Source organism: Aquitalea sp. USM4 (assembly GCF_004328945.1).
GTDB classification, from domain to species: Bacteria; Pseudomonadota; Gammaproteobacteria; order Burkholderiales; family Chromobacteriaceae; genus Aquitalea; species Aquitalea pelogenes.
On the sequence record NZ_CP029539.1, the window covers coordinates 347875 to 373470 of the forward strand.

28 protein-coding genes are annotated in these 25596 nt (G+C 59.1%); 13 read left to right on the plus strand and 15 right to left on the minus strand.

The window, feature by feature from the left end:
* The first annotated feature begins 77 nt into the window (after positions 1-77).
* The 8 genes from DKK66_RS01550 to DKK66_RS01585 all read left to right on the plus strand — a co-directional run bounded on the left by DKK66_RS01550 (position 78) and on the right by DKK66_RS01585 (position 6085).
* Positions 78-1013: an RluA family pseudouridine synthase gene (locus DKK66_RS01550; protein WP_062789055.1), complete on the plus strand. Its 936-nt coding sequence runs from the start codon at positions 78-80 to the stop codon at positions 1011-1013.
* Complete coding sequence (locus DKK66_RS01555) at positions 1013-1672, plus strand: HAD-IA family hydrolase (RefSeq protein WP_131354934.1); 660 nt, start codon at positions 1013-1015, stop codon at positions 1670-1672. The genes DKK66_RS01550 and DKK66_RS01555 overlap by 1 nt, the downstream gene beginning before the upstream one ends.
* Positions 1648-2007, plus strand: coding sequence for a Rieske 2Fe-2S domain-containing protein (locus tag DKK66_RS01560; protein ID WP_131354937.1), 360 nt, complete (start codon positions 1648-1650; stop codon positions 2005-2007). The genes DKK66_RS01555 and DKK66_RS01560 overlap by 25 nt, the downstream gene beginning before the upstream one ends.
* Positions 2008-2049: 42 nt before the next feature.
* The gene (locus DKK66_RS01565) at positions 2050-2988 is read left to right on the plus strand and encodes a S49 family peptidase (protein WP_131354940.1); all 939 of its coding nucleotides are present in this window, start codon (positions 2050-2052) and stop codon (positions 2986-2988) included.
* A gap of 24 nt (positions 2989-3012) precedes the next feature.
* The gene (gene motD, locus DKK66_RS01570; protein ID WP_045847145.1) at positions 3013-3834 is read left to right on the plus strand and encodes a flagellar motor protein MotD; all 822 of its coding nucleotides are present in this window, start codon (positions 3013-3015) and stop codon (positions 3832-3834) included.
* 36 nt (positions 3835-3870) lie between these two features.
* Entirely contained in the window at positions 3871-4461 is a 591-nt protein-coding gene (locus tag DKK66_RS01575) for a malonic semialdehyde reductase (protein WP_045847144.1), read from the plus strand.
* 100 nt (positions 4462-4561) lie between these two features.
* A complete protein-coding gene (locus DKK66_RS01580) occupies positions 4562-5602 on the plus strand; it encodes a quinone-dependent dihydroorotate dehydrogenase (RefSeq protein WP_131354943.1) in 1041 nt (346 codons plus the stop codon).
* A 15-nt stretch (positions 5603-5617) separates the two neighbouring features.
* Entirely contained in the window at positions 5618-6085 is a 468-nt protein-coding gene (locus tag DKK66_RS01585) for a glycine zipper 2TM domain-containing protein (RefSeq protein WP_045847142.1), read from the plus strand.
* 60 nt (positions 6086-6145) lie between these two features.
* On the opposite strand, the gene DKK66_RS01590 is transcribed toward DKK66_RS01585, so the two are convergent.
* From DKK66_RS01590 to fur, 3 genes are read right to left on the minus strand one after another with little or no spacing between them, the layout of a single operon-like run.
* Positions 6146-6883, minus strand: coding sequence for an arginyltransferase (locus tag DKK66_RS01590; protein WP_045847141.1), 738 nt, complete (start codon positions 6881-6883; stop codon positions 6146-6148).
* Entirely contained in the window at positions 6870-7571 is a 702-nt protein-coding gene (gene aat / locus DKK66_RS01595) for a leucyl/phenylalanyl-tRNA--protein transferase (protein WP_131354946.1), read from the minus strand. Before aat ends, DKK66_RS01590 begins: the two co-directional genes overlap by 14 nt.
* Positions 7571-8005, minus strand: coding sequence for a ferric iron uptake transcriptional regulator (gene fur / locus DKK66_RS01600; protein WP_045847139.1), 435 nt, complete (start codon positions 8003-8005; stop codon positions 7571-7573). The genes aat and fur overlap by 1 nt, the downstream gene beginning before the upstream one ends.
* A gap of 97 nt (positions 8006-8102) precedes the next feature.
* On the opposite strand from fur, the gene DKK66_RS01605 reads away from it, so the two are divergent.
* The 4 genes from DKK66_RS01605 (at position 8103) to DKK66_RS01620 (ending at position 11094) form a co-directional block, all read left to right on the plus strand.
* A complete protein-coding gene (locus DKK66_RS01605) occupies positions 8103-8489 on the plus strand; it encodes an outer membrane protein assembly factor BamE (RefSeq protein ID WP_045847138.1) in 387 nt (128 codons plus the stop codon).
* Positions 8486-9292 carry a 4-hydroxy-tetrahydrodipicolinate reductase gene (gene dapB, locus DKK66_RS01610; protein ID WP_062789062.1) on the plus strand — a complete coding sequence of 269 codons (807 nt, stop codon included), beginning with the start codon at positions 8486-8488 and terminating at the stop codon, positions 9290-9292. The genes DKK66_RS01605 and dapB overlap by 4 nt, the downstream gene beginning before the upstream one ends.
* 64 nt (positions 9293-9356) lie before the next feature.
* The gene (locus DKK66_RS01615) at positions 9357-10325 is read left to right on the plus strand and encodes an iron ABC transporter permease (protein ID WP_165494088.1); all 969 of its coding nucleotides are present in this window, start codon (positions 9357-9359) and stop codon (positions 10323-10325) included.
* Positions 10318-11094 carry an ATP-binding cassette domain-containing protein gene (locus tag DKK66_RS01620; protein WP_131354952.1) on the plus strand — a complete coding sequence of 259 codons (777 nt, stop codon included), beginning with the start codon at positions 10318-10320 and terminating at the stop codon, positions 11092-11094. The genes DKK66_RS01615 and DKK66_RS01620 overlap by 8 nt, the downstream gene beginning before the upstream one ends.
* Before the next feature lie 9 nt (positions 11095-11103).
* On the opposite strand, the gene DKK66_RS01625 is transcribed toward DKK66_RS01620, so the two are convergent.
* From DKK66_RS01625 to DKK66_RS01650, 6 genes are all read right to left on the minus strand, one after another.
* Positions 11104-12618, minus strand: coding sequence for a SpoVR family protein (locus DKK66_RS01625; protein ID WP_131354955.1), 1515 nt, complete (start codon positions 12616-12618; stop codon positions 11104-11106).
* A gap of 32 nt (positions 12619-12650) precedes the next feature.
* Positions 12651-13925, minus strand: a complete 1275-nt coding sequence (locus tag DKK66_RS01630; RefSeq protein WP_045847217.1) for a YeaH/YhbH family protein — start codon at positions 13923-13925, stop codon at positions 12651-12653.
* Positions 13926-14069: 144 nt separating this feature from the next.
* Entirely contained in the window at positions 14070-15998 is a 1929-nt protein-coding gene (locus tag DKK66_RS01635; protein WP_045847133.1) for a PrkA family serine protein kinase, read from the minus strand.
* A gap of 347 nt (positions 15999-16345) precedes the next feature.
* A complete protein-coding gene (locus tag DKK66_RS01640) occupies positions 16346-16663 on the minus strand; it encodes a PilZ domain-containing protein (protein WP_131354958.1) in 318 nt (105 codons plus the stop codon).
* Positions 16650-17207, minus strand: a complete 558-nt coding sequence (locus DKK66_RS01645; protein ID WP_131354961.1) for an NUDIX domain-containing protein — start codon at positions 17205-17207, stop codon at positions 16650-16652. Before DKK66_RS01645 ends, DKK66_RS01640 begins: the two co-directional genes overlap by 14 nt.
* Positions 17194-17751, minus strand: a complete 558-nt coding sequence (locus DKK66_RS01650; protein ID WP_131354964.1) for a DUF2062 domain-containing protein — start codon at positions 17749-17751, stop codon at positions 17194-17196. The genes DKK66_RS01645 and DKK66_RS01650 overlap by 14 nt, the downstream gene beginning before the upstream one ends.
* 183 nt (positions 17752-17934) lie before the next feature.
* On the opposite strand from DKK66_RS01650, the gene DKK66_RS01655 reads away from it, so the two are divergent.
* The gene (locus DKK66_RS01655; protein WP_131354967.1) at positions 17935-19719 is read left to right on the plus strand and encodes an acyl-CoA dehydrogenase C-terminal domain-containing protein; all 1785 of its coding nucleotides are present in this window, start codon (positions 17935-17937) and stop codon (positions 19717-19719) included.
* Between the two features lie 241 nt (positions 19720-19960).
* Here DKK66_RS01655 and aldA read toward each other — a convergent pair whose 3' ends face one another.
* From aldA to DKK66_RS01685, 6 genes are all read right to left on the minus strand, one after another.
* A complete protein-coding gene (gene aldA / locus DKK66_RS01660) occupies positions 19961-21385 on the minus strand; it encodes an aldehyde dehydrogenase (RefSeq protein ID WP_207389872.1) in 1425 nt (474 codons plus the stop codon).
* A gap of 81 nt (positions 21386-21466) precedes the next feature.
* Positions 21467-22276 (minus strand): HpcH/HpaI aldolase/citrate lyase family protein, encoded by an 810-nt coding sequence (locus DKK66_RS01665; RefSeq protein WP_131354973.1) that lies wholly within the window; start codon positions 22274-22276, stop codon positions 21467-21469.
* 9 nt (positions 22277-22285) lie between these two features.
* Positions 22286-23053 (minus strand): SDR family NAD(P)-dependent oxidoreductase, encoded by a 768-nt coding sequence (locus DKK66_RS01670; RefSeq protein WP_131354976.1) that lies wholly within the window; start codon positions 23051-23053, stop codon positions 22286-22288.
* A 233-nt stretch (positions 23054-23286) separates the two neighbouring features.
* The gene (gene rhaT / locus DKK66_RS01675; RefSeq protein WP_131354979.1) at positions 23287-24345 is read right to left on the minus strand and encodes an L-rhamnose/proton symporter RhaT; all 1059 of its coding nucleotides are present in this window, start codon (positions 24343-24345) and stop codon (positions 23287-23289) included.
* A gap of 4 nt (positions 24346-24349) precedes the next feature.
* Positions 24350-25249, minus strand: coding sequence for an amidohydrolase (locus tag DKK66_RS01680; RefSeq protein WP_131354982.1), 900 nt, complete (start codon positions 25247-25249; stop codon positions 24350-24352).
* Positions 25237-25596, minus strand: a complete 360-nt coding sequence (locus tag DKK66_RS01685) for an L-rhamnose mutarotase (protein WP_131354986.1) — start codon at positions 25594-25596, stop codon at positions 25237-25239. The genes DKK66_RS01680 and DKK66_RS01685 overlap by 13 nt, the downstream gene beginning before the upstream one ends.

The window sequence follows — 25596 nt, forward strand, 5'->3', positions numbered from 1 at the left end:
ACTGCCTGTGACCATGGCTTTCCGGAACGCTGTCATCGCACTGAAATGTGCGGTCGAGCGCACGAAGTATAAGCAATATGACTGACATTCGCAAAGACTCCGTCACGTTTCTTGACGTGGACGAGGGAGATTCCGGCCAGCGGCTGGACAACTTTCTGGTACGTATCCTCAAAGGCGTGCCAAAAAGCCATATTTACCGCATTCTGCGTTCGGGCGAAGTCCGGGTGAATAAGGGGCGCAGTGATGCGTCCTATCGCATCCAGGCCGGCGACAGCATCCGCATTCCGCCCATCCGCCTAGCCGAGCGCCCGGTCAATGACGTGCCGCCGGGCAGTTTCCCGGTGGTATACGAGGACAATGCCCTGCTGGTGATCGACAAGCCAGCCGGCGTGGCCGTACATGGCGGCAGCGGTGTGTCCTTTGGTGTGATCGAACAACTGCGCAAGGCCCATCCAGACTGGAAATATCTGGAGCTGGTGCACCGGCTGGACCGCGAAACCTCCGGCTTGCTGATGCTGGCCAAGAAGCGTTCGGCACTGGTAAAGCTGCACGACATGATGCGTGCCAATGTGCCGGACAAACGCTATCTGGCACTGGGTATCGGCCAGTGGGACCCCAGCAAGAAAGCCGTCAAGCTGCCCTTGTTCAAGTTCCATACCGCTGACGGCGAACGCCGCGTCAAGGTCGCCGAAGGTGAGGACGGCCAGTTTGCCCACACCAATTTCAGCATTGTGGAACGCTTTGCCGACTTCACGCTGGTGGAAGCCCACCTGCGCACTGGCCGTACGCATCAGATCCGTGTGCACATGCAGGCCAGTGGCTGCCCGATTGCCGGTGATGAAAAATACGGCGACTTTGCGCTCAACAAGGAACTGGCACGCAGCGGGCTCAAGCGCATGTTCCTGCACGCGCGCAGCCTGACCCTGCCCCACCCGCTGACCGGCGAGACGCTCAAACTGGAAGCACCACTGCCCGCCGAGCTGGAAAACTATCTGAAGAAGCTGAGAAGCTGATGGCACGCGCATACGATTTACTGGTATTCGACTGGGACGGTACGCTGATGGACTCCACCGCGCACATTACCCACTCCATCCAGAATGCCTGCCGCGAACTGGGTCTGCCGGTGCCAGACCGCCAGGCCGCCAGCCATGTCATCGGCCTGCGGCTGGACCAGGCCCTGCACATGGCCTGCCCCGGCCTTGACGACACACAGCACAAAGCCCTCACCGAAAGCTTTATCCGCCATTACCGCAGCAGTGACGATGGCGTGACGCTGTTTGATGGTGTGCGCGAAGGCCTGCACGCCCTGCGCGAACGCGGTGTGCTCATGGCAGTAGCCACCGGCAACAGCCGGATCGGCCTTAATCGCCTGCTGGCAGAAACCGGCCTGGGGCCTTTGTTTGATGCCACCCGCACCGTGGACGAATGCCATTCCAAACCGCATCCGGCCATGCTGCAGGAACTGAGTGACGAGCTGGGTGTGGAACTGGCGCGCACCGTGATGATTGGCGATACCAGCCACGACCTGAACATGGCATTGAATGCGCGCGCCCATGGCGTGGGCGTGAGTTACGGCGCACACGACGTGAAGCTGCTACAGGACTGCCAGCCGCAAACCATCGTCCACAGTTTTGCGGAGTTGCAGCAATGGCTGCTGGAACGACTGGACTGATCTGCGATAGTAGCGCGCTGGTCGATAGCGGCCGCGCGGTACGCTTTGAAATCACCGGACCGGATGGCAAGCCACAGCCGGCTATCGCCCTGCGTTATCAGGGCCGGGTGTATGGCTATGTCAATGCCTGCCGCCACATCCCCATCGAACTGGACCTGGAAGACGGCAATGTGTTCGACCTCTCCGGCCAATACCTGGTGTGCAGCATGCACGGCGCGCTCTACCTGCCCAATAATGGCCGTTGCGTCAGCGGCCCCTGCCGCGGGCAAAGCCTGCAAGCCCTGCCTTTGTATGAGTCAGACGGCAAGGTGTGGCTGAATATCATGCCAGACTGATTTTTTGTTAGACTGCCGACATTCGCAATCAAGGCAACTGCAATGAACGACACTCCGAACTGGGAACGTCAACTGGTGGAAAAACTGGCCATGGCGGCCCTGGTGGAACAGCGCCGCGCCCGACGATGGAAAATCTTTTTCCGCCTGGTGTGGCTGGGCATTATTGGCGGCCTGCTGGCCACCGCCTTCCTGCGCAATGAAGACAAATCGGCCGAAGCCCTTACCGGTGGCGGCCACACCGCTGTCATCAGCCTGGAAGGCGTGATCGACAGCGAGAACAATACCGCCGAAAAACTGAGCGCTGCCCTGGAAGACGCCTACAGCGACCACGGCACGCGCGGCATCATCATCGAGGCCAACAGCCCGGGTGGCAGCCCGGTGTTGTCCGGCATGGCCTATGACGAAATCCGCCGCTTGAAGAAGCAGCATCCGGCCATTCCGGTGTATGTCACCGTGCAGGAAGTGTGCGCCTCCGGTTGCTATTACATTGCCGCCGCTGCCGACAAGATCTTTGTCGACAAGGCCAGCATCATCGGCTCCATCGGCGTATTGTCGGACGGCTTTGGCTTTACCGGCCTGATGGACAAACTGGGCGTGGAACGCCGCCTGAAAACCGCCGGTGAAAACAAGGCGATGGGCGACCCCTTCTCCCCCACCAATCCCAAACAGGAAGCCATTCGCCAGCAACTGCTGGATGACATCCATCAGCAGTTCATCAAGGCGGTCAAGGACGGACGCGGCAGCCGCCTGAAGAACGACCCGCAGCTGTTTTCCGGCATGGTATGGATTGGTGAAAAAGGCATTCCGCTGGGGCTGGCAGATGGCCTGGGCAGCACCCGCTCGGTGGCTCGCGACGTGATCAAGGCGGAAAAGACTGTGGACTACACCCAGCAGGATGACCTGTCCAGCCGTGTGGCACGCAAGATTGGCGTGGAGTTTGCCGGCGGCGTGCGCAGCCTGTTCAACACCCGCCTGTTCTGACTCTTTACCGTCACGGAGCACCCAATGGCACGCAGAAGACGCCGGCAGGAAGAAGAACACGAGAACCACGAACGCTGGCTGGTTTCCTATGCCGACTTCATTACCCTGCTGTTTGCCTTCTTCGTGGTGATGTATGCCATTTCCTCGGTCAACGAAGGCAAATACCGCGTGCTGTCCTCTGCCATTGTCGATGCCTTTCGCAGTGGCTCCACAGTAAATATCCAGACTACCCCGCCCACCGGCGGGGCCAATACCATGATTGAAATTCCCGACACCAAACCGATTGCCAAGGCGGTGAAGGGAGACCACCACATCGACCCGGCCTCCAAGCAGGGTTCACTAGCGGCGGACCTGGCCAAGGTGATGGACCCGCTGGTCAAGGGCGGTCAGGTCAACATCACCCAAAGCCCCAAAGGCGTTACCGTGGACATCCGCGATACCGCCCTGTTTCCGGTAGGCCAGGCATCACCGAATGACCAGTCGCGGCAGATCATGGCCGGCATGGCTGCCCTGCTGTCCAAGGTGGACAACCAGATCCGGGTGGAAGGCTTCACCGACAACGTGCCGATCAAGACCTCCACCTACCCGTCCAACTGGGAACTCTCTGCCGCACGTGCGGGCAGCGTGGTGCGTCTGTTCCAGGAAAACGGTATCAATCCTTCACGCCTGGTTGCAGTTGGCCGTGGTGAAAACCTGCCGGTAGCGGACAATGCCACGCCAGATGGCCGCGCCACCAACCGCCGCGTATCCATCACCGTGCTGGCCGAAGACCAGAACGAGGCAGAAGTCTTGCCATCACAACCGTCCACCACTCCGGCACCCGTGGCTACGCCGCCGGCAAAATAATCATCAGCCCAGAACAAAGCCCGTCAGGAGGAGACCATGACCACCCCGCTTTCCACCACTGCACTGGAACAGCTGTTTTACAATGCACGCACTCACGGCCACTGGCAAAACCGTGCCGTGAACGATGAAACCCTGCACCAGCTATTCGACCTGCTGAAGCAATGCCCGACCAGCGCCAATGCGTCTCCCGCCCGCTTCGTCTTTCTCAAAAGCGCTGCGGCCAAGGAAAAGCTGCGTCCCTTCCTGATGGAAGGCAATGTGGAAAAAACCCTCAGCGCACCGGTCTGTGTGATCGTGGCGCAGGACATGCAGTTTTATGAACACCTGCCGCGCCTGTACCCGTATGCCGATGCCAAGAGCTGGTTTGAAGGCAATGCAGCGGCGATTGAATCCACTGCCGCACGCAACAGCAGCCTGCAAGGCGCTTACCTGATCATGGCTGCGCGCTCGCTGGGACTGGATTGCGGCCCGATGTCCGGCTTTGACAATGCCGGCGTGGATCAGGCCTTTTTCCCGGATGGACGGTTCAAATCCAATTTCCTGATCAACCTGGGCTATGGCGAAGCCGGCAAGCTGCATCCGCGTGCGCCGCGCTTCGATTTTGCCGACGCCTGCCAGATACTCTGAACCTCCATTCTGACGGTCAGCCCTCCTGCTGACCGTCAAAACTTCGGTTTCACCGTCCGCCCCGGTTATACTAGCGGCCATATTCACTCCGGAGACGCCGATGCTCTACCCCCTTCTGCGCCCTCTGCTGTTCAGATTTGACGCAGAAACCGCCCACGAACAAACCCTGCACCTGCTGGACAAGGCACACCAGCTGCGCCTGCTCTCACTGGCAACACCGGCCGCCACGCGCGCACCGGTCAAGGCCATGGGACTGACCTTTCCCAATGCCGTAGGACTGGCAGCCGGACTGGACAAGAATGGTGATCACATTGATGCACTGGCGGCTCTGGGCTTCGGCTTTCTGGAAATCGGCACCATCACACCCCGTCCGCAGGATGGCAACCCCAAACCGCGTCTGTTCCGTGTGCCGGAACACCAGGGCATCATCAACCGCATGGGTTTCAATAACCGTGGCGTGGATGTCCTGCTGAACAATGTGCGTAACTGCCATTTCAATGGCGTGCTGGGCATCAATATCGGCAAGAACGCCGTCACCCCGATTGAAAACGCGGTGGATGACTACCTGATCTGCCTGGACAAGGTGTATGCCTATGCCAGCTACATCACGGTCAACATTTCCTCGCCCAACACCAAGAACCTGCGCCAGCTACAACAGGGAGATGAACTGTCCCGCTTGCTGTCCGCCCTGAAAACGCGCCAGCAACAACTGGCAGACCAGCATGGTCGCTATGTGCCGCTGGCGGTCAAGATCGCCCCGGACCTCGACGACGAACAGATTGCCGATATTGCCCGCCTGCTGACCGTCAACCAGATTGATGGCGTCATCGCCACCAATACCACGTTGTCACGAGTGGAGATTGCCGGTCATCCGCTGCAGGATGAAGCCGGTGGCCTGTCTGGCGGACCGGTACGGGAGCGCTCGACGCAGCTGATCCGCAAACTGGCTCGTGAACTGGATGGCAGCTTGCCCATCATAGGTGTTGGTGGCATTTGCAGTGGTGCAGATGCCGTGGAAAAACTGCAAGCCGGTGCTACGCTGGTACAGCTGTACAGCGGCCTGATCTACCAGGGCCCTCCGCTGATCAGCCAATGCAGCCAGGCGATTGCCCGTCACTTGCAACAACAAACCCGAAACTGATTTCGAGGAGCCGAAATGTTCTACAAACTGACTCGATTGACCTTGCTGGGCAGCCTCTCGCTCGGCCTGCTGGCTGGCTGCGCCACCTCCGACTCGGCTGCCGTCTATTCCCAGGGACAGATGCGCCGTGCTCAAACCGTAGAGCTGGGTACCGTGGTTTCGGTAAACAATGTCAAGATGGAAGGCAAGAACAACGAACTGCTGACCCTTGGCGGCGCCGCCTTGGGCGGTCTGGCAGGCAGTGAGCTGGGCGGTGGCCGCGGTTCGATTGCTGGTGGTATTGTCGGCGCACTGGCCGGTGGCTTTGGCACCCAGGCAGCCCAGCGCAGCCTGGGCACCAAGAATGCCCTGGAAGTGACTGTCCGGCTGGATGGCAGTGGCCGCCTGATTTCCATTGTGCAGGATGCCGATATCCCGCTGGCCGCCGGTCAGCGCGTCCGCGTCCTTACCGGCGGTGGCGACGACCGCGTGGTTCCGTACTGAAGCATTCCGCGGTAAAAACAAACAGGCTGACAATGTCAGCCTGTTTTTGTTTCAGCCCGCTCAAGCAGCATCTGGCTGCTGCATCGGTATCCAGCGGCCATCTCGCAATTGCTCCAGCGGCCGGTACTGGGATTTGTAAGCCATCTTTCGGCACTCCCCTATCCAGTAGCCCAGATACAGGTAAGGCAGCCCCCATGCACGGGCAAGCTCCACCTGCCACAGCACATTGAACACGCCATAACTGGCCTTGGCATCTTCCGGCTCATAAAAAGTGTAGACCGCCGACAGGCCATCCCCCAGCCGGTCAATCAGGCTCACCATCTTCAATGCGCCGTCCAGACGAAACTCCGCCAGCATGCTGTCCACTCCGCTCTTGAGAATGAACTCCGAATATTGCTGGACATTGTCTTCGGCCATGCCACCACCGGCATGACGGGATTGCTGGTAACGGTGATAAAGCTGGTAGTGGTCGTCACGGTATTCCAGCGGCAACAGGCTGACTTCCATGGCCTGCAGACGCTGCCAGCCACGGCGCTGACTGCGGTTGGGGCTGAAGTCCGCCACCGGCAAGCGCACCGGCACACAAGACTGGCAGCTGTCGCAATACGGACGGTAGGTATACAGGCCACTACGGCGAAAACCCAGCTTCACCAACTGGCTGTATACCGCGGCATCAATGGCTTCAGCAGGAATAGCCACCTGCGAACGCGCTTGTCGTCCGTCCAGGTAGCTGCAGGGATATGGTGCGGTGGCATAGAAATGAATGGCAACCGCTTGCGGGTGATCACGATGGCTCATTGTCGAAACGATAGGTCCACATGCCGTCCGCCTGGGGCTCAAGCGTACTTTGCTTCAGCTTAGCAAGAAATTTCGCTCTTGGAATCAGCATTGCGCCCAGGCTTTCCAGATGCGGGGTGTGCATCTGGCAATCGATGATCTCCACGCCGTGACGCGCCAGGTGACGTGCCATGTGGACGAAAGCAATTTTAGAAGCATCGGTACGGTGCGAAAACATCGACTCACCGTAAAACATCCGCCCCAGCCCCACACCATACAGGCCTCCGGCCAGCTCACCATCCATCCACACTTCAAAGGAATGGGCGGCACCCAGTGCATGCAGCCGGCAATAGGCATCCACCATGGGCGGGATGATCCAGGTGCCGGCAGCACCCTCGCGTGGCGCAGCACAGGCTTCAATCACCTGCCGGAAAGCCGTATTGATGGTGACGCGGTAGGGACGGTTGCGCAGCACTTTGTCCAGTGAACGCCGGACATGCAGTCGCTCGGGAAACAGAACCATGCGGCGGGAAGGCGACCACCACAGGATGGGTTCTCCCTCGGAGAACCAGGGGAAGATGCCCAGTGAGTAGCCCAGCAGCAGCCGCGCGGGAGACAAATCGCCTCCGGCTGCCAGCAAGCCATCCGGCTCGGCCAGTGCAGTGCGAACCGGGGGGAACGCCAGTTCTTGGCCAAGCCAGGGAATCATTACTTGGTTTTGGCGCCGGATTTACCCTGGCAATCGACACATTCGCCGTACAGGTACAGGGCGTGTTCGGCGATGCGGAAGCCATGTTGTTCGGCAATGCGATCCTGCAGCGCTTCGATTTCCGGATCGAAGAACTCCATCACGCTGCCGCACTTCACGCACACCATGTGGTCGTGATGGCCGCCCTGGTTCAGTTCGTAAACCGCCTTGCCGGACTCGAAATGGTGGCGTACCAGGATACCGGCCTGTTCAAACTGCGTCAGGACACGGTAAATGGTGGCCAGGCCGATATCGATGTTTTCGGCCAGCAATTTGCGATAGACATCCTCGGCAGACATGTGGCGGTCATCGCTCAGCTCGAACAGGTCGAGAATTTTCAGACGTGGGCCGGTAGCCTTCAGGCCGATATCTTTAAGGTGACTGGCTTTGCTCATCGTGATATAAATTGGGTCGATTTTTGAAGCATGATAAAGCCTTTTTGCGGCTTTGCCTAACATCGCCTTTAAATAATACTCAGCTCATCGGAGTCTCATGCGCGCCCTGATCATTGCTGCCATCCTTGCCCTCGCTGGCTGCACCTCCATGAATCCCCTTCACTGGATCAGCCCTTACAAAATGGAAATCCAGCAGGGCAACTATGTCACGGAAGATGCCGTGGCAAAACTCAAGCCAGGCATGACTCGCTCGCAGGTACGTTTCCTGCTGGGCACGCCTCTGCTCAGCGACCCTTTCCACAGCAACCGCTGGGACTATCCTTACCAGGATACCAAGCAAGGCACACTGGTGGACAAGAAGCTGCTGACCGTGTTCTTTGAAGGCGACACCATGGTACGGGTAGAAGGCACGGCACAACCGGCCGAGCGCGCCGTACTGCCGCCTGATGCTTCCGCTCCTGCCCAGGAAACCGTAAAACAATGAGTGAATTGAATATCGTCATTGTCGGCGCTGCCGGCCGCATGGGTCGCACGCTGATCGAATCCGTACTTGCCACGCCCGGTGCCCGTCTGCATGCCGCCATTGACCGTGCCGGTTCCGACTTCATCGGTCAGGATGCCGGCCTGTTCATCGGCCAGCAGACCGGCGTGAAGATTGCCAGCGATTTTGCCGCCGCCCTGTCCGGTGCCGACGTGGTAATCGACTTCACCCGTCCGGAAGCCACGCTGGACTACCTGCAACACTGCCAGCAGCACGGCGTGCAGATGATTATCGGCACCACTGGCTTTGACGATGCCGGCAAGGCCGCCATCAAGGCTGCCAGCGAAAAGATCGGCATCGTGTTTGCCTCCAATTTCAGTGTCGGGGTCAACCTGACCTTCAAGCTGCTGGACATGGCAGCCCGTGTGCTGAACGAAGGCTACGACATCGAAATTACCGAAGCCCATCACCGCTTCAAGGTGGATGCGCCGTCCGGCACCGCCCTGCGCATGGGCGAGGTGATTGCCGACGCACTGGGCCGTGACCTGAAGCAATGCGCGGTTTATGGCCGTGAAGGCGTCACCGGCGAGCGCGACCCCAACACCATCGGCTTTGCCACCGTGCGTGCTGGCGACGTAGTTGGCGATCACACCGTGCTGTTTGCCGCACTGGGCGAACGCGTGGAAATCACCCACAAGGCCTCCAGCCGCGCCACCTTTGCCAATGGTGCGGTACGCGCAGCCAAGTGGCTGTCGGAAAAGCCGTCCGGCCTGTTCGACATGCAAGACGTACTGGGTCTGCGTTAAGCCCCGCCAGAAGCCTGCCTTGCACGGCAGGCTTCACTGCTCACTCCCTTCCTTCGCCTTCCCGATGTCACGCACCCTGCATGTTTGCCTGCCCCTGCTTGCTGCCTTGCTGCTGACCGGGCTGGGCAGCTTGCTGCACGACAGCGGCGTCAGCCTGCATGTCTTGTTGCACCCTTCCTCCCTGCCCGCGCTGGAAAGCCAGTTGCTGTGGCAATTACGCCTGCCACGCCTGTTGATGGCTGCCTGCAGCGGCATCTTGCTAGGCTGCGCCGGCAGTGCGGTGCAAGCCCGTTTTTGCAATCCGCTGGCCGAGCCCGGCTTGCTGGGCATTTACAGTGGCGCAGCCCTGGCTGCGGCGCTGGCACTCAGCCTGAGTGCCGGACTGATGGCTGTATCACTGGCCGGTTTTACCGGTAGCGTGCTGGCGCTGTGCTTGCTGCGGGCGCTGGCGGGCCAAGCTAATGGCGGCCGTTTGTTGCTGGCTGGCGTTGCCATCAGCACCTTGCTGGCCAGCCTGCTGACCTTGCTGATCACCACCTTGCCCGATGGCGCGCTGCGCAGCGTCACCTTCTGGCTGATGGGCAGCTATGCCGGTGCACAATGGCAGCAGGTGGGCTTGATGCTGCTGGCCACCCCGCTGGTCTGGCTGGGCTTGTTCCGTCATTGGCACTTGCTCAATGCCCTGCAACTGGGCGAAGCGGCAGCGTTTCATCTTGGCTTTGATGTACGGCGGGGAAGCTGGCTGATCGTGTTGCTGGCCTCCATGGCGGCCGGTGTGGTGGTGGCCAGCTGCGGCATGATCGGTTTTGTCGGCCTGCTGGCACCGCATCTGGCCCGTTTGCTGCTGGGCAGCGACGCCCGGCGGCTGTTGTTGGCTGCCCCATTGTTCGGTGCCTGGCTGACGGTGGGTGCCGACTGGCTGGCGCGTAGCCTGCTGGCGCCGGCGGAGCTGCCGGTTGGGGTGATTACCAGCCTGCTGGGCGCGCCATTCTTTCTGTGGCTGCTGCGTCACGCCAAGGACGAACATGCTTGAACTGCAAGAGGTCAGCCTGAAGCTGGGCAGCAAAACCGTTATTCGCCAGGTGTCACTCCAGGCGCAGCCGGGTGAGTTGTGCGTGATTCTTGGCCCCAACGGGGCCGGTAAAAGCACGCTGTTGCAGCTGATGTCCGGCTATCGCCATCCGGATGACGGACAGGTATGTCTGGCCGGCAAACCACTGTCTGGTCAAGGTGCGGCTAGCCTGGCCTTGCAGCGTGCGGTGGTGGAGCAGCACCCGGCCCTGCCTGCGGGCTGGCGGGTGTCCGAACTGATTGCCACCGGGGCGTATCAGGCCCGCGCGATGGTATCTGACAGTGCCAGGCAACAGGCGCTGGCATTGAGTGATACCGGCATGCTGCTGGAACGCACGCTGGGCAGCCTGTCCGGTGGTGAAGCCCAGCGGGTGCACCTGGCACGCGCACTGCTGCAATTACTGGTTTCTTCCAGTCCCGAACGCTATTTATTGCTGGATGAAGCCACTTCGGCACTCGACTTTGCCATTGCCGATGCCATGGTGGCGCGGCTACACCATATCGCAGGCAGTCTGGGGATAGGCATTGTGGCGGTGATGCATGACCTGAACCTGGCCCTGCGCCATGCCGACCGGGTCCTGCTGCTGCGCGATGGCTGCGAAGTGGCCTGCGGCAAGACAGCAGAGGTGATGCACAAGCAGCAACTGGAAGCCATTTACGGTGTTGCGCTGGCGGAATTGACAAGCCCGGACGCACAGGTCCGGGCCTTTGTACCGCACACCGGCAGCTGAACACTGCGCCTACAGGCGTTGCAGCTCCAGATTCGATTTCACTTCAAAGCGCTGGGTAATGCTGCCATCGCTGTCCGCGCTTTCCAGCCGCACATCAAAGCCCCACAAGCGCCCTACGTGCTTGAGCACTTCCTGCGCACTGCCTTCGTCCAGCGGACGGCGATTGTGCATGGTGTGGCGCAGGGTGAGGCTGCGATCCCCGCGTACATTCACCGACCACACCTGGATATTCGGCTCGCGCGAACCCAGATTGTATTGCTCGGCCAGCTTGCTGCGGATGTCGCGGTAGCCGTTTTCATCATGAATGGCCGACACTTCCAGCTTGTCCTCATGGTCGTCATCACGAATGGCAAACAGGCGGAATTCGCGGATCAGCTTGGGTGACAGGTACTGCGAAATGAAGCTCTCGTCCTTGAAGTTCTTCATGGCGAATTCCAGCGATGCACGCCAGTCGGTACCGGCCAGATCGGGGAACCAGGCCCGGTCTTCCTCGGTGGGGTTCTCGCAAATGCGCTTGATGTCCTGATACATGGCAAAACCCAGCGCATACGGATTGATGCCGTTATACCAGCGCGCAGTCACCGGTGGCTGGTACACCACATTGGTGTGACTTTGCAGAAACTCCATCATGAAACCATCGGTCACCAGCCCTTTTTCATACAGGCGGTTGAGTATGGTGTAGTGCCAGAAGGTGGCCCAGCCCTCGTTCATCACCTGAGTCTGGCGTTGCGGGTAGAAATACTGCGCCACCTTGCGCACGATGCGCACCAGCTCGCGCTGCCATGGTTCCAGCAGCGGCGCGGATTTTTCGATGAAGTACAGCAGGTTTTCCTGCGGCTCTGCCGGAAACCGCGGCGGTTCGCGATTGGCGTCATCCCGGTCACGGCGCGGAATGGTGCGCCACAGGTCGTTCACCTGCATTTGCAGATATTGTTCGCGCTCTTCCTGCCGCGCCTGTTCTTCGGCCAGCGACAGTTTTTGTGGCCGCTTGTAGCGGTCCACGCCGTAGTTCATCAGCGCATGGCAGGAATCCAGCAGCTCTTCCACCGCATCAATGCCATAGCGCTCCTCGCATTTGCTGATGTAGGACTTGGCAAACACCAGATAATCGACAATGGCCGAGGCATCAGTCCAGGCACGGAACAGGTAATTGCCCTTGAAGAAACTGTTGTGACCATAGGCGGCATGGGCAATCACCAGCGCCTGCATGGTCATGGAATTCTCTTCCATCAGGTAGGCAATGCAGGGGCTGGAATTGATGACAATCTCGTAAGCCAGACCCATCTGGCCGCGCTTGTAGCTTTTCTCGGTGGAGACGAAATGCTTGCCGAAGCTCCAGTGGTGATAATTCACCGGCATGCCTACCGAGGAATAGGCATCCATCATCTGCTCGGCCGTAATCACTTCCAGCTGGTTGGGATAGACATCCAGCTTGAATTCATCCACCGCAATCTTGCGGATTTCGCGGTCGTACTCGTCAATCAGGTCGAAGGTCCATTCGGACCCGGTGGAAATGGGTGTCATGCTGTTTTCCCCTTGGCTGACAGCCCTTGCGCTCAAGCGCGCGTGGCTGGCTGGCGTTTGAACAGCTCCCGGAAAACCGGATAAATGTCGGAGGCCGAGCGGATTTTCTGCATGGCAAAGTGACGCTGACGCTCCTTGACCTTGAGGTACTCGTACCACAGGTTCTGCGGCTCCCCTTCGGTGATTTCGATGTAGGCGAAATACTGGCAGTAAGGCAGCAGTTGTTCTTCCATGATGCGACCGCAATTGGCCGAATCACTGTCCCAGTTGTCGCCGTCGGATGCCTGGGCGGCGTAGATGTTCCACTCGCTGCTGCTGTAGCGTTTCTTGACGATGTCCGCCATCAGGTTGAGCGCGGAGGACACCACGGTGCCGCCGCTTTCGCGCGAATGGAAAAAGTCCTCTTCATTCACTTCCACCGCACTGGTGTGATGGCGGATGAACACCACTTCGATCTTGTCGTAGTTACGCTGCAAGAACAGGTAGAGCAGGATGAAAAAGCGCTTGGCCATATCTTTCTTCTGCTCGTCCATGGAGCCGGACACGTCCATGATGCAGAACATCACCGCCTGGCTGGTGGGCTTGGGCTGCTGGATGCGGTTGTTGTAACGCAGGTCGAAGGGGTCAATGAAGGGAATGCTGCCCAGCTTCTCGCGCAGCAGATGGATGCGTTTGCGTTGCTCGCGCACTTCCTGGGTGCTTTCATCGTCCGATTCCAGCAGCGCGTCCAGGTCCTCCTCGGCCTCGCCCAGCCGGGCCAGCGTTGGCGCAGCCATGGCCACCCGCCGCGCCAGCGCACCGCGCAAGGAACGCACGATGCTGATATTGGCCGGCGTGCCGTCATTGGTGTAACCGGCGCGCACCTGCTTGAGTTCTTCCACCCCCATCAGCTGGGTCTTGATCAGGTTGGGCAGCGCCAGGTCATCAAAGAACACATTGAGAAATTCTTCTCGCGACAGCTCGAAGACAAAATCGTCCTCACCCTCGCCGTCCTGGCTGGCCTTGCCACCGCCTCCGCCCCCTCCTCCGCCTTGCGGACGGGCAATGCGGTCGCCACGGATGAATTCCTCATTGCCCGGATGCACCTGTTCGCGCACCCCGCCCTGGCCATGATGGAATACCGGCTCGGATATATCCTTGACCGGAATGGACACCTTCTCGCCACTCTCGATATCGGTGATGCTGCGCCCCTTTACCGCACGGGAGACGGCTTCCTTGATTTGCGCCTTGAAGCGGCGCAAGAAGCGCTCGCGGTTGACCGCGGACTTGTTCTTGCCGTTCAGGCGTCTGTCTATGATGTGGGACATGGCAACCTCGCTGTTGTCTCCTGCGGCCTGACGGGGCATAGCTGCATACCTGCGCCAAGCCATGCCGGACCTGTCAATTAAGACAGGCCGGGCCAGAATTGGTGCCGCCATGCCGGGCGCATGCACCCGGCAGGCACGGCTTGGTCAGGAGGACTTGCGTACCCGCAGATACCATTCGCACAACAGGCGTACCTGCTTGGCGGTATAGCCCTTTTCCACCATGCGGTTGACGAAGTCTTCGTGCTTCTTGGCATCTTCCACGCTGGCCTTGGCATTGAAGGAAATCACCGGCAGCAGCTCTTCGGTATTGGAGAACATCTTCTTCTCGATTACCGTGCGCAGCTTTTCGTAGCTGGTCCAGGTCGGGTTCTTGCCGCCGTTATTGGCCCGGGCCCGCAGCACGAAGTTGACGATTTCGTTGCGGAAGTCCTTGGGATTGGAAATTCCGGCCGGTTTTTCGATTTTCTCCAGTTCGCCATTGAGCGAGGTACGGTCGAAGATTTCGCCGGTGTCCTGATCGCGGTATTCCTGGTCCTGAATCCAGTAGTCGGCGAAGGTGACATAGCGGTCGAAAATGTTCTGCCCGTATTCCGAGTAGCTTTCCAGATAAGCAGTCTGGATTTCCTTGCCGATGAACTCGACATACTTCGGTGCCAGATACTCTTTCAGGAATGTCAGGTACTTTTGTTCCTGCTCTGCCGGGAACTGCTCGCGCTCAACTTGCTGTTCCAGCACATACAAGAGATGCACCGGGTTGGCGGCTACTTCCTGATTATCAAAGTTGAACACCTTGGACAGGATCTTGTAGGCAAAGCGGGTGGAAAGCCCGTTCATGCCCTCGTCTACCCCGGCATAGTCGCGGTATTCCTGCAGCGACTTGGCCTTGGGGTCGGTGTCTTTCAGGTTGTCACCGTCGTACACCTGCATCTTGCTGAACAGGCTGGAGTTTTCCGGCTCTTTCAGGCGCGACAGGATGGCAAACTGGGCCATCATCTTCAGCGTTCCCGGTGCGCATGGCGCATTGCCCAGGGAAGAATTGCGGATCAGCTTGTCGTAGATCTTGATCTCTTCGGTCACGCGCAGGCAGTACGGCACCTTGACGATGTAAATACGGTCGAGGAAGGCCTCGTTGTTCTTGTTGTTGCGGAACTGTTTCCACTCCGATTCATTGGAGTGCGCCAGCACGATGCCATCGAATGGAATCGCGCCGAAGCCCTCAGTCCCCTTGAAATTGCTTTCCTGAGTGGCGGTCAGCAGCGGGTGCAGCACCTTGATGGGTGCCTTGAACATTTCAACGAATTCCAGCAAACCCTGGTTGGCCAGGCAGAGGCCACCGGAGTAGCTGTAGGCATCCGGGTCGTCCTGGGCGTATTTTTCCAGTTTGCGGATATCCACCTTGCCCACCAGCGAGCTGATGTCCTGGTTGTTCTCGTCGCCCGGTTCGGTCTTGGCCACGGCAATCTGGCGCAGCACCGAGGGATAACGCTTCACCACCTTGAACTGGCCGATATCACCATTGAACTCGTGCAGCCGTTTCACCGCCCACGGGCTGGGGATGGTTTTCAGGTAACGACGTGGAATGCCGAATTCTTCTTCCAGAATGGCACCGTCTTCTTCCACGTTGAACAGGCCCAGCGGCGACTCGTTCAGCGGGCTGCCTTTCAGGCAATAGAACGGCACTTGCTCCATCAACTCTTTGAGCTTTTCGGCAATGGAAGACTTGCCGCCACCCACCGGCCCCAGCAGATAGAGAATCTGTTTCTTCTCTTCCAGCCCCTGGGCAGCATGGCGGAAATAGGCCACCACCTGCTCGATCACCTCTTCGGTGCCGTAAAACTCACGGAAGGCAGGGTAAACCTTGATGACCTTGTTGGAGAAAATACGCGACAAACGCTGGTCGTGGCGGGTATCCACCAGCTCCGGTTCGCCAATGGCCGCCAGCATGCGTTCGGAGGCGGTGGCATAGGCAGAGGGATCACGCTTGCAGATCTCCAGATACTCCTGGATGGTGTATTCCTCTTCACGGGTTTTGTCGTAACGGGAGGCGTAGTGGCTCAAGATATCCGGGTGCATGGCTCTCTCCTGGCTGGTTGCAGAGGTCCACACGGTGTGCGTGATGCACCCGCCGTCCCCTTGCAAAATTTAGAGTACTGACTGGCTTTCAGATTCTCTTTTTTTGGGTATAGCACATGCAGGGAAGAGCAAGAGCAAAAGCAACAAAACAATTGAAAACACTAAAAAATCTATATAAGTGTCTGAATTTGATAGAGAATTTTCTTAGTATGACTAAAGAAAAAACCTGGGAAAAGAGATTACCATTGGCATGGTTAAATTTTTATCTTTTAAAATCAAAGACATAAAAAAACCCCGACTAAAAGTACTGGGGTTTTTACAGATGTATCAATTTGTAAGCAGCTGTTTCAGCTTTTGCGCAGGATGATGCGCGTGCCAATTTCATAGACCTGGCCACGCTTCACCTCGTTGCAGCGCCTGACTTCCACTTCCGCAGCCAGCGGCTTGCCCGGCAAACCACCCACGGCCGGGGCCAGCACAATCACCGACAGGCGTTCGCCATGCTGGGGGACGTAGGAGCAACGAAAGGCCATGCCATCCACCGACAGGTCAACACACTCGCCATAGTGTGTTTCACCGGTATGCAGCGACTTGATGCGTGCCTTGCAGCCCATCTGCAAGCGGCGCGCACTGCGCCGTTCGTGGTAGGGGTCAAACGGCGGCACCAGGCAGTCTCCCGTCCAGATGGGCAGCCAGCCAATGCAGGCCGACAATGGACTTGCTGTCGCAGATTTCACCGCTCAGCGCCATTTGCATCACCTGCTCCAGCGGCAGGGTGAATACTTCCAGAAACTCGCCTTCATCCAGTTCACGCTCACCGGGCTCCAGATCCTCGGCCAGGTAGTAGCTGATCTGCTCGTTGGAATAACCGATGCAGGGATACGCCGTACCCAGATGCAGCCAGCGTCCGGCGCGATAACCGGTTTCCTCCAGCAGCTCGCGTCTGGCGGTCAGTGCCGGGGCTTCGTCGGGGTCTATCTTGCCGGCCGGAATTTCCACAAACACACGGCCCGCCGGGTAACGGTACTGGCGCTCCAGTACCAGCTGACGGTCAGACGTGAGTGCCAGGATGGCTACCGCACCGGGGTGCAATATGTACTCGCGGCTGGCCTCGGCACCATCGGGCAGCAATACCTTGTCCTTGTGTACCTGAAGAAAACCCCCTTCGTACACCAATGCGGTTTGCAATTGCTTTTCAACAAGATCCACGTGCTGCCTTTCTTTTCTTCCAGTTACGCACTACCGCCCAGCGCCAGCCCAGCATCACCAGCACATAGCCCGACACCGACAACAGCAGCCCCAATACCAGCAAGCCCAACAACAAAGGCCAGCCCAGCAGTAACAGCCAGTCAAGCAACTGGCGGCTCCATTGCCACAGGGTCTGGTTCTCCCAGAGTGGAGGCTGGCTCATTGTACCTGCAGTGGGGTCCCCCAGTAACAGCAGTCCACAGGAATAAGCCAGAAAATAAAGTGGCAGGATGGTGAGCGGGTTGCTGTACAGCGTTGCCAGCAGGGCTGCCGGCACATTCACTTTCAGGCAGAACGCCAACAGCAAGGTGGACAGCCGCTTGGGCGGGCCGGGCAGCAAACCGGTGGCCAGCCCCAGTGCAACACCGCGCGCCACTTTGCGCCGGTTCAATGCCCAGTAGGCCGGGTGGTCCAGCAATGGCCCCAGCCAGCGCAGCGAGGGGCGCTGCAACAGGTGGTGACGCCCCTTGCTGACACGTTGCAGCAGTTTTCGCAAAGCGGACATGAAGATGATGCTTCCCGTTGTCGTAATGCCACACCAGCAGCAGCCTGCCGCTAAAAGATGTTGTCAAAGCCGGCGGAATAATTTAAACAAGCGTTTGAATTAAGCGCATGCAATCAAACCGCCTTGCGTTCACGGCTATTCGACCCGGAAAACCCGGGCAGCGCAACCTACAGGAGAAACACCATGCCCGCATATAAAGCACCATTGCGCGACTTTGACTTCGTACTGAACGAACTGATCAAGGTGCAGGACATCATCCCGCAGCTGCCCGGCTACGAAGAAGCCACCCAGGACATTTTCACTTCCTATCTGGAAGCTGCCGCCCAGTTCTGTGAAAGCGAGCTGGCACCCCTGAACCGCCAGGCCGATGAAGAAGGCTGCCAGTTCGACCCCAGCACCAAGTCCGTCACTACCCCGCCAGGCTTCAAGGAAGCCTACAAGCAATATTGCGAGCTGGGCTTTCCGGCACTGGACTGTGACCCGGCTTACGGCGGCCAGGGCATGCCCAAATCACTGGCTTTCCCGGTGATGGAAATGCAGTGTTCGTCCAATGTGGCCTGGTCGATGTATCCCGGTCTGTCGCACGGTGCCTATGCCGCCATTCACGCCCACGGCAGTGATGAACAGAAAGCCACTTACCTGCCACGACTGGTGGATGGCAGCTGGACCGGCACCATGTGCCTGACCGAACCGCACTGCGGCACCGACCTGGGCCTGCTGAAAACCCGTGCCGAACCCAATGCCGATGGCAGCTATCGCATTACCGGCACCAAGATTTTCATTTCGGCTGGCGAGCACGACATGTCTGACAACATCATCCACCTGGTACTGGCCCGTCTGCCGGATGCACCGAAGGATGTGAAGGGCATCTCGCTGTTCATCGTGCCCAAATTCCTGGCTGATGGCCGCCGCAACACCGTGGCCTGCGGCAGCCTGGAACACAAGATGGGCATCAAGGCCAATGCCACTGCGGTGATCAATCTGGATGAGGCACAAGGCTGGCTGATTGGCGAAGCCAACAAAGGCCTAGCCTGCATGTTCACCATGATGAACGCCGCACGCCTGGGTTGCGGCATGCAAGGCCTGGGCATTGGCGAAGCGTCCTTCCAGGGCTCACTGGCTTATGCACGCGAACGCCTGCAAATGCGTGCGCTGACCGGCAACAAATGCCCGGACAAGCCGGCCGACCCCATCATCGTGCATCCGGACGTGCGCCGCATGCTGCTTACCCAGAAAGCCTATACCGAAGCCGGCCGCGCATTGACCGCCCTGCTGGCCTTGCAACTGGATATCGAAGACAAGCATCCGGATGCCGCGAAGCGTCAGGACGCAGCGGACCTGGTGGCCCTGCTCACCCCGGTGGCCAAGGCCTTCATGACGGACAACGGTTTTGAAGCAGCCAATATGGGCATGCAGGTATTTGGTGGCCATGGCTTCATCCGCGAATGGGGCATGGAGCAGCTGGTACGCGACTGCCGCATCTCGCAAATTTACGAAGGCACCAATGGCATCCAGGCCATTGACCTGCTGGGCCGCAAGGTATTGCTGGATCAGGGCCAGAAACTGCGCAAGTTCACCAAGCAGATTCACCAGTTCTGCCAGGCCAATGAAGGCAATGACAAGCTGGCCGAATACATTGCTCCGCTGTCCAGGCTGATGAAGGATGTGGGCGAAGTGACCATGGGCGTGGGCATGGCCAGCCTGCAGAACAAGGACGAAGCCGGTGCAGCCGCTACCGACTACCTGCGCCTGATCGGCCATCTGACCTATGCCTGGCTGTGGGCGCGCATGGCTGAAGTGGCACATGCCAGCCTGGGCAAGGGCGATGATGCCTTCTACCAGGCCAAGATTGCCACCGGCCGCTTCTATATGGCCAAACTCTTCCCCGAAGTGCATACCCTGCTGGCGCGCATCAAGGGTGGTGCTGCACCACTGATGTCGCTGGACGAAGAACACTTCGCGTTCTGATTGATTGCTGGCTCTACCCTTTGCACGGCCCATATGGGCCGTTTTTTTTGCCTTATTGCCGCCAAGTGGCTGTCGGAAAACAAAAAAAAGCCCGGAAAAACCGGGCTTATGAATAAAGGAATGAAAAAAAGAGAGCTCGTACTCTCGGTTTCATTCTAATCAAAACCGTCACGCACTGTCATGCTTTTTGCATGACAGCACGGGCAAGCAAGTAATCATGTCCAGCAGGAAGCAATGCAACTCAAGCCTGCAAATACACCACATGACTATGCGTGTACTCGTACAGACCATGCTTGCCATCAGCGCCACCGATGCCGGATTTGCGCACTCCGGCATGAAACCCTTGCATCGCTTCAAAGTTTTCCCGGTTGATATAGGTTTCGCCAAAGTCCAGTTCACGCATTGCCTGCATCGCCTTGGCCAGATCGCGGGTATACACGGATGAAGTCAGGCCGTACTCGGAATCATTGGCCAGGGCAATGGCCTCCTCCATGCTGTCCACCACCTGTATGGGCAATACCGGGCCGAATATCTCTTGCCGCATGACCTCCATCTGCCCGTGGCAGCCGGCCAGCACCGTTGGCTGGAAATGGAAGCCAGACCCCAGATCCGCCACCTGGCCACCGGTAATCAGCTGCGCCCCCTCCTGCACCGCCTGCGCCACTTTTGCCTGCACCCTTTCCAGTGCCTGACGGCTGATCAGCGGCCCCATGTCGATATCCGCCACCGCCAGCGGGTCGCCATAGCGGGTTGCTGCCATCGCGCTGGCCACCTTGTCAATGAAGGCATCTGCCACCTTGCGCTCGACATACACCCGTTCTGCACAGTTGCACACCTGACCGGTATTGATGATGCGAGAAGCATGAATGGCCCTGGCCGCCAGATCGAGGTCGGCACCAGCCAGTACGATGGCAGGTGCCTTGCCACCCAGCTCCAGATTCAGTTTGGTGATATGCGGGGCTGCCGCTGCCGCAATGCGCGCACCGGTTGCCACACTGCCGGTAAAGCTGATCATGTCGACGTCCGCGCTGCCAGCCATGTCAGCTCCGGTCGCACCCCGACCATACAGCACATTGAACACCCCGACCGGCAAGCCTGACTGCGCCACCAACTGGCTGAACAGATGACAGTTGATCGGCGTTTCCTCGCTGGGCTTGATCACGATGGTATTGCCGGTCAGCAGGGCCGGTGCCATCTTGCGGGCAATCAGAAAGAAAGGAAAATTCCAGGGCAGGATGCCGGCCACCACACCCAATGGCTTGCGCAGCAGGAATATCTGCTCGCCGGCCCGGTCGCTGCTGATGACCTCGCCTTCAATGCGTCTTGCCCATTCGGCCATGTAGTCCAGGTAATCGGCCGTAAAGCCCACTTCAACCTTGGCCAGCGCCAGGGTTTTGCCTTGTTCTGCGCTAATGGTATGGGCCAGTACATCCACTTGCTGACGAACAAGGGCGGCAATATTGCGCAGATAAGCGGCACGCTCGATGGCCGGTCGCGCAGCCCAGTCTCGCTGGGCAGCACGGGCAGCACTCAGGGCATCAGCCACCTGCTGCGTGGAGGCTTGCGGGGAATGGGCCAGAATCTGGCCATTGGCCGGATTACTCACTACATGGTGATCGGCCCCGTCGATAAAACGGCCATTGATGTAATGACGTAATTGCTGAATTTCAGACATCGGAATGCTCCTGAAAAATCATGTTGCCATGCTGGGCGCACATCACCAGCATGGGCTCTTGCCGGGGGATGGCTAATAGCCCTGCTTGCTGCTGACAGATAAAGAAGAAGCGCGGAAACGTGCCAGGCTGGCCAGTGCCGCCTGACGCAGCAGCGGGATATCAATACTGATGGCAATAAAGCTGCAACCCCACTCGACATAACGGCGGGCATCCTGCTCATTGGGCGCCAGAATGCCGCAGGCCTTGCCCTGCGCCAGGCAGCTGTCAATGACGTGGCGGATGCTGTGCTGGACGTCGGCATGGCTGGCATTACCGGCGTGGCCCATGCTGGTGGATAAGTCGGCCGGGCCGATAAAAATGGCATCCACCCCTTCCACAGCGGCGATCTGCGCCGCGTTTTCCACCCCGAGTGAAGATTCGATCTGCACCACCAGGCACAGCGCCTGATCGGCCTGCGGTATGTAATCCGCCACCGCATCCCAGCGGGTGGCGCGAATCAACCCGCCACCGACACCACGTATCCCTGCTGGCGGGTAACGCATGGCCCGCACCAGCGCAGCGGCCTGTGCTGCGCTTTCTACCATCGGCACCATCAGGCTTTGCGCACCGATATCCAGCACCTGCTTGATCAATGCCGGGTCGCCATGCGGAATGCGCACCACCGGATTGACGGGATAAGCCGCCAGCGCCTGCAGCTGTCCCAACAGCGTGGGCACGGTATTGGGCGCATGCTCGCCATCGAGCAGAATCCAGTCATGGCCGGTGGTCGCCAGGATTTCCGCGTGATAGGCGGAGACCATGCCAGCCCAGATACCGTACCGGGGTGATATTGATGTCATCTGCTGCAAGGCAGATTTGAAATGATTGTCTGGCAGCTGCATGGGCAACTCCTATTGCAGATTGACATACATGCCGCCATCCACCAGCAGGCTGGCACCTGTGACATAACGCGCCAGGTCTGAGGCCAGGAACACCGCCGGACCGACCAGATCCTCCGGCTGTCCCAGCCGCCCCAACGGGATGCGGTTTTGCATATGGCTGCGCTTGTGCGGGTCGGCCAGATCCTCCCGGTTGATGTCGGTTTCTATGGTGCCTGGCAGCAAGGCATTGCAGCGGATGCCAAACGGCCCCAAGGCAATGGCGCAGGACTGCATCAGCGACAGCAAACCGGCCTTGGTGGGGGTGTAGTGGGTTTGCATGCCACCGCCCACCAGGGCACTGATGGAGCTGACTGCAATGATGGCGCCGCCTTCGCCCTGCTGCTGCATCTGCCTTGCAGCCGCCTGTACCGCAAAATAGGCACCGTTGAGATTGGTATTCACTGTGCGGTAATACGTCTCGTGCGGCATGTCCAGAAAGGCATGGAAAGGACAGATGCCTGCATTGCTGATGAAGACATCCACCCCGCCCAGGCGCTCCACCGCCATGGCAATCAGCGCAGCACCGGTGTCGGGGTCGGCAATATCACCCGCCTGATCAGCCACCTTGCGCCCCAGTATCTCAATCTGGTGACGCAGGGTCAGGATGTCATCCGCACTGCTGCGGCCACTGTGGCCCAGCATCACATCCGCCCCATGGCGGGCACAGCCCAGTGCAATGGCCCGCCCTATGCCACGGGACGCCCCGGTAATCACCACTCGCTTACCTGCTAACAACATCGCTTGTCTCCTCAGAAATACCGGCGATACCAGCCCGATGTGCTACAGCAAACCCTTGATTCCATGCCCACCACCGCAGGACAGAACCAAGGACAAATCCCGCTTTTGCCAGCCGTGCTTAGCGCTGCTAACAAAACCCCGTAGAGAAACCGGACCAAGGCGCGCCGCCGCAGACAGTACAAGGCGTACGGCAAGGCGGCGCAACGCTGGAGCGGGGGTTTTGTTGGCGAGTCTTAATGGACTGCACTACCAAAACCCACCATGCCGATGGCGGCAATAATGACCACAATGCCCAGCGACAGGATGCGGCGTGTCTGCCGCGCAGTGCCGCGCCACTCACCCAGGCTGACACCCCACAGATTGGAAATCAGGATGATGAAAGACATGTGCAGCACCCACGAGCTGGTGGGGTTATGCAAGCGGCTTTCGCCCATGCCATAGAAAAAGAACTGCAGATACCACAGCAAGCCGCCCAGCGCGCACAGCAGGTAGTTGCGCAGCAAGGGAGTGTTGCGATTGACGAATTCGCCCAGACTGCGACGGCGCAAGGACAGGTGCAGACACCACAACGCATTGGTGGTGAGGCCACCGAGCATGATGACGGCAAAGGTCAGATTGTTCATGAACAGGGAATTGGCACCGTGCGCCACGGCAGCCAGCGCCAGAGGTTTGCCCGCATTGATGCCGTAGCTGAAGCAGGCACTCAGGCAACCGGACACCAGCGCAACCGCGATGCCCTTTTTCATGTTGAATTCCCTGACCGCACTTTGCTTGGTCGCCAGATCGACTTCGCGCTCCTTGCGCATGCCGGCCACCCCGCACAACACGATGCCGATCAGCGAGCCCAGCACGCCCAGCAGCACCATCTGCCCACCGCTGCTGAGCAGCATCTGGCTCAGGCGCAAACCATCCTCGCGGCCAAACAGGTCATTGAACAGCGGCGGCATCAGGGCACCCAGGGCGGATGTCAGGCCCATGATGATGGACATGCCCAGCGACAGGCCGATATAGCGCATGGCCAGGCCGAAAGTGAGGCCACCGATGCCCCATAACACGCCGAAGAAGTAAGTCCAGCCCAGTGTCCCGCTGTCTGCCGCCTCAAGGATGGAAGCAAAAGCCGGAATGGTCAGCGCAATGGCCAGCCACGGGGCAATCAGCCAGGAAAACAAGCCGCCCAGCAGCCAGAAGTTTTCCCAGGACCACAGCCGCACGCTGCGATACGGCAGATAAAAACTGGCGGATGAAAACGAGCCGATGAAATGAAACAACAGGCCCAGCAGAATGATGGCCATCTGGCTAGTCTCCCAATTGGTAAAAACGCCGGGCATTGTCGGCAAACATGGCACGCCGCTCATGTGCCGCAGCCTGCGCCAGCAAGTTGTCATAGGCCTGCCACAGCCTGTGGTAGGAGGTGTACAGGCTGCACACCGGGAAATTGGAAGCAAACATGCAGCGTGCGCTGCCGAAGGCATCGATGGCCTCGTACACCAGCGGCCGCAGACTGTCCTCGGTCCAGTGGTGGTCGAGCATGCCGAAACCGCTCAGCTTTACCTGCACATTCGGGCAGGCTGCCAGGGCCCGCATGCCATCCAGCCACGTGCGCCAGCCGGCAGGGGCATGGCGATCCACATACATGCCGGCATGATTCAGCGCAAAGCGCACCGCCGGATAACGCCTGGCCAGCGCAGCGGCTTCCTGCATTTGTGAGGGGTAGATTTGCAATTCGAAGATCAGGCCGTGGCGTTCCAGCAAGGCCATCCCGCACTGCCATTGCGCCTCGCGCATGTAGTGGCGGCCCACATAGTCGAACTGCGGGTCGGCATGCACGTTGAGAATCTGCCGCACGCCACGTACGCGGGTAGAAACTGCCAGTTGCCGGGCAAGCTGATCCGCCACCTGAGGGTTGGCCAGATCGAGAAAAGGCAGCAAAGCAACTGGCAAGGTATTGCCGGACAAGTCGAGCATGTGTTCCAGTTGGCGGGTTTCCTCCAGCGCATCCGTCGCATTGGCTTCGATATGCACCACGCCTGCCAGCTCGATATCGGCCTGCTCGGCCAGCTGTCGCAAGTCCGGCAACAGGAAGTCACGTGCCAGCGCGGCGTAATCACCCAGCAGATTGGGCTTGCGCCGGGTCAGCCAGGGGTACTGCCCTCCCCCCAGCCACCAGAAATGGCAATGGGCGTCTACGATGCGCATGGCAGCCCCTCCCCCGTGCTCAGCACGAACATGCTGCGCAAGCCTACCTGTACCGGCGAAAGGTCTGGCTGGGTCACCATGATGTCGGCCATATAGGCCCACCATTGCTGCATCACCGGCAGGCTGGGCAGGTCAGCCAGCCGGTCGGGCTGCCGGCAGTACAGCACGGCAAACAAGGCGTCATCCTTGTCATCATGAAAAATGCGGTACTCGACAATGCCGGCATCCAGCAGCGCGGTTTTCAGTTCCGGCCAGATGGCGGCATGGCGCCGATGATATTCCTCGGCTTGCCCCGGAAACAACTGCATGCGGAAAGCCAGCGTGCAAAGTGCTTGTCCATGCGTCAT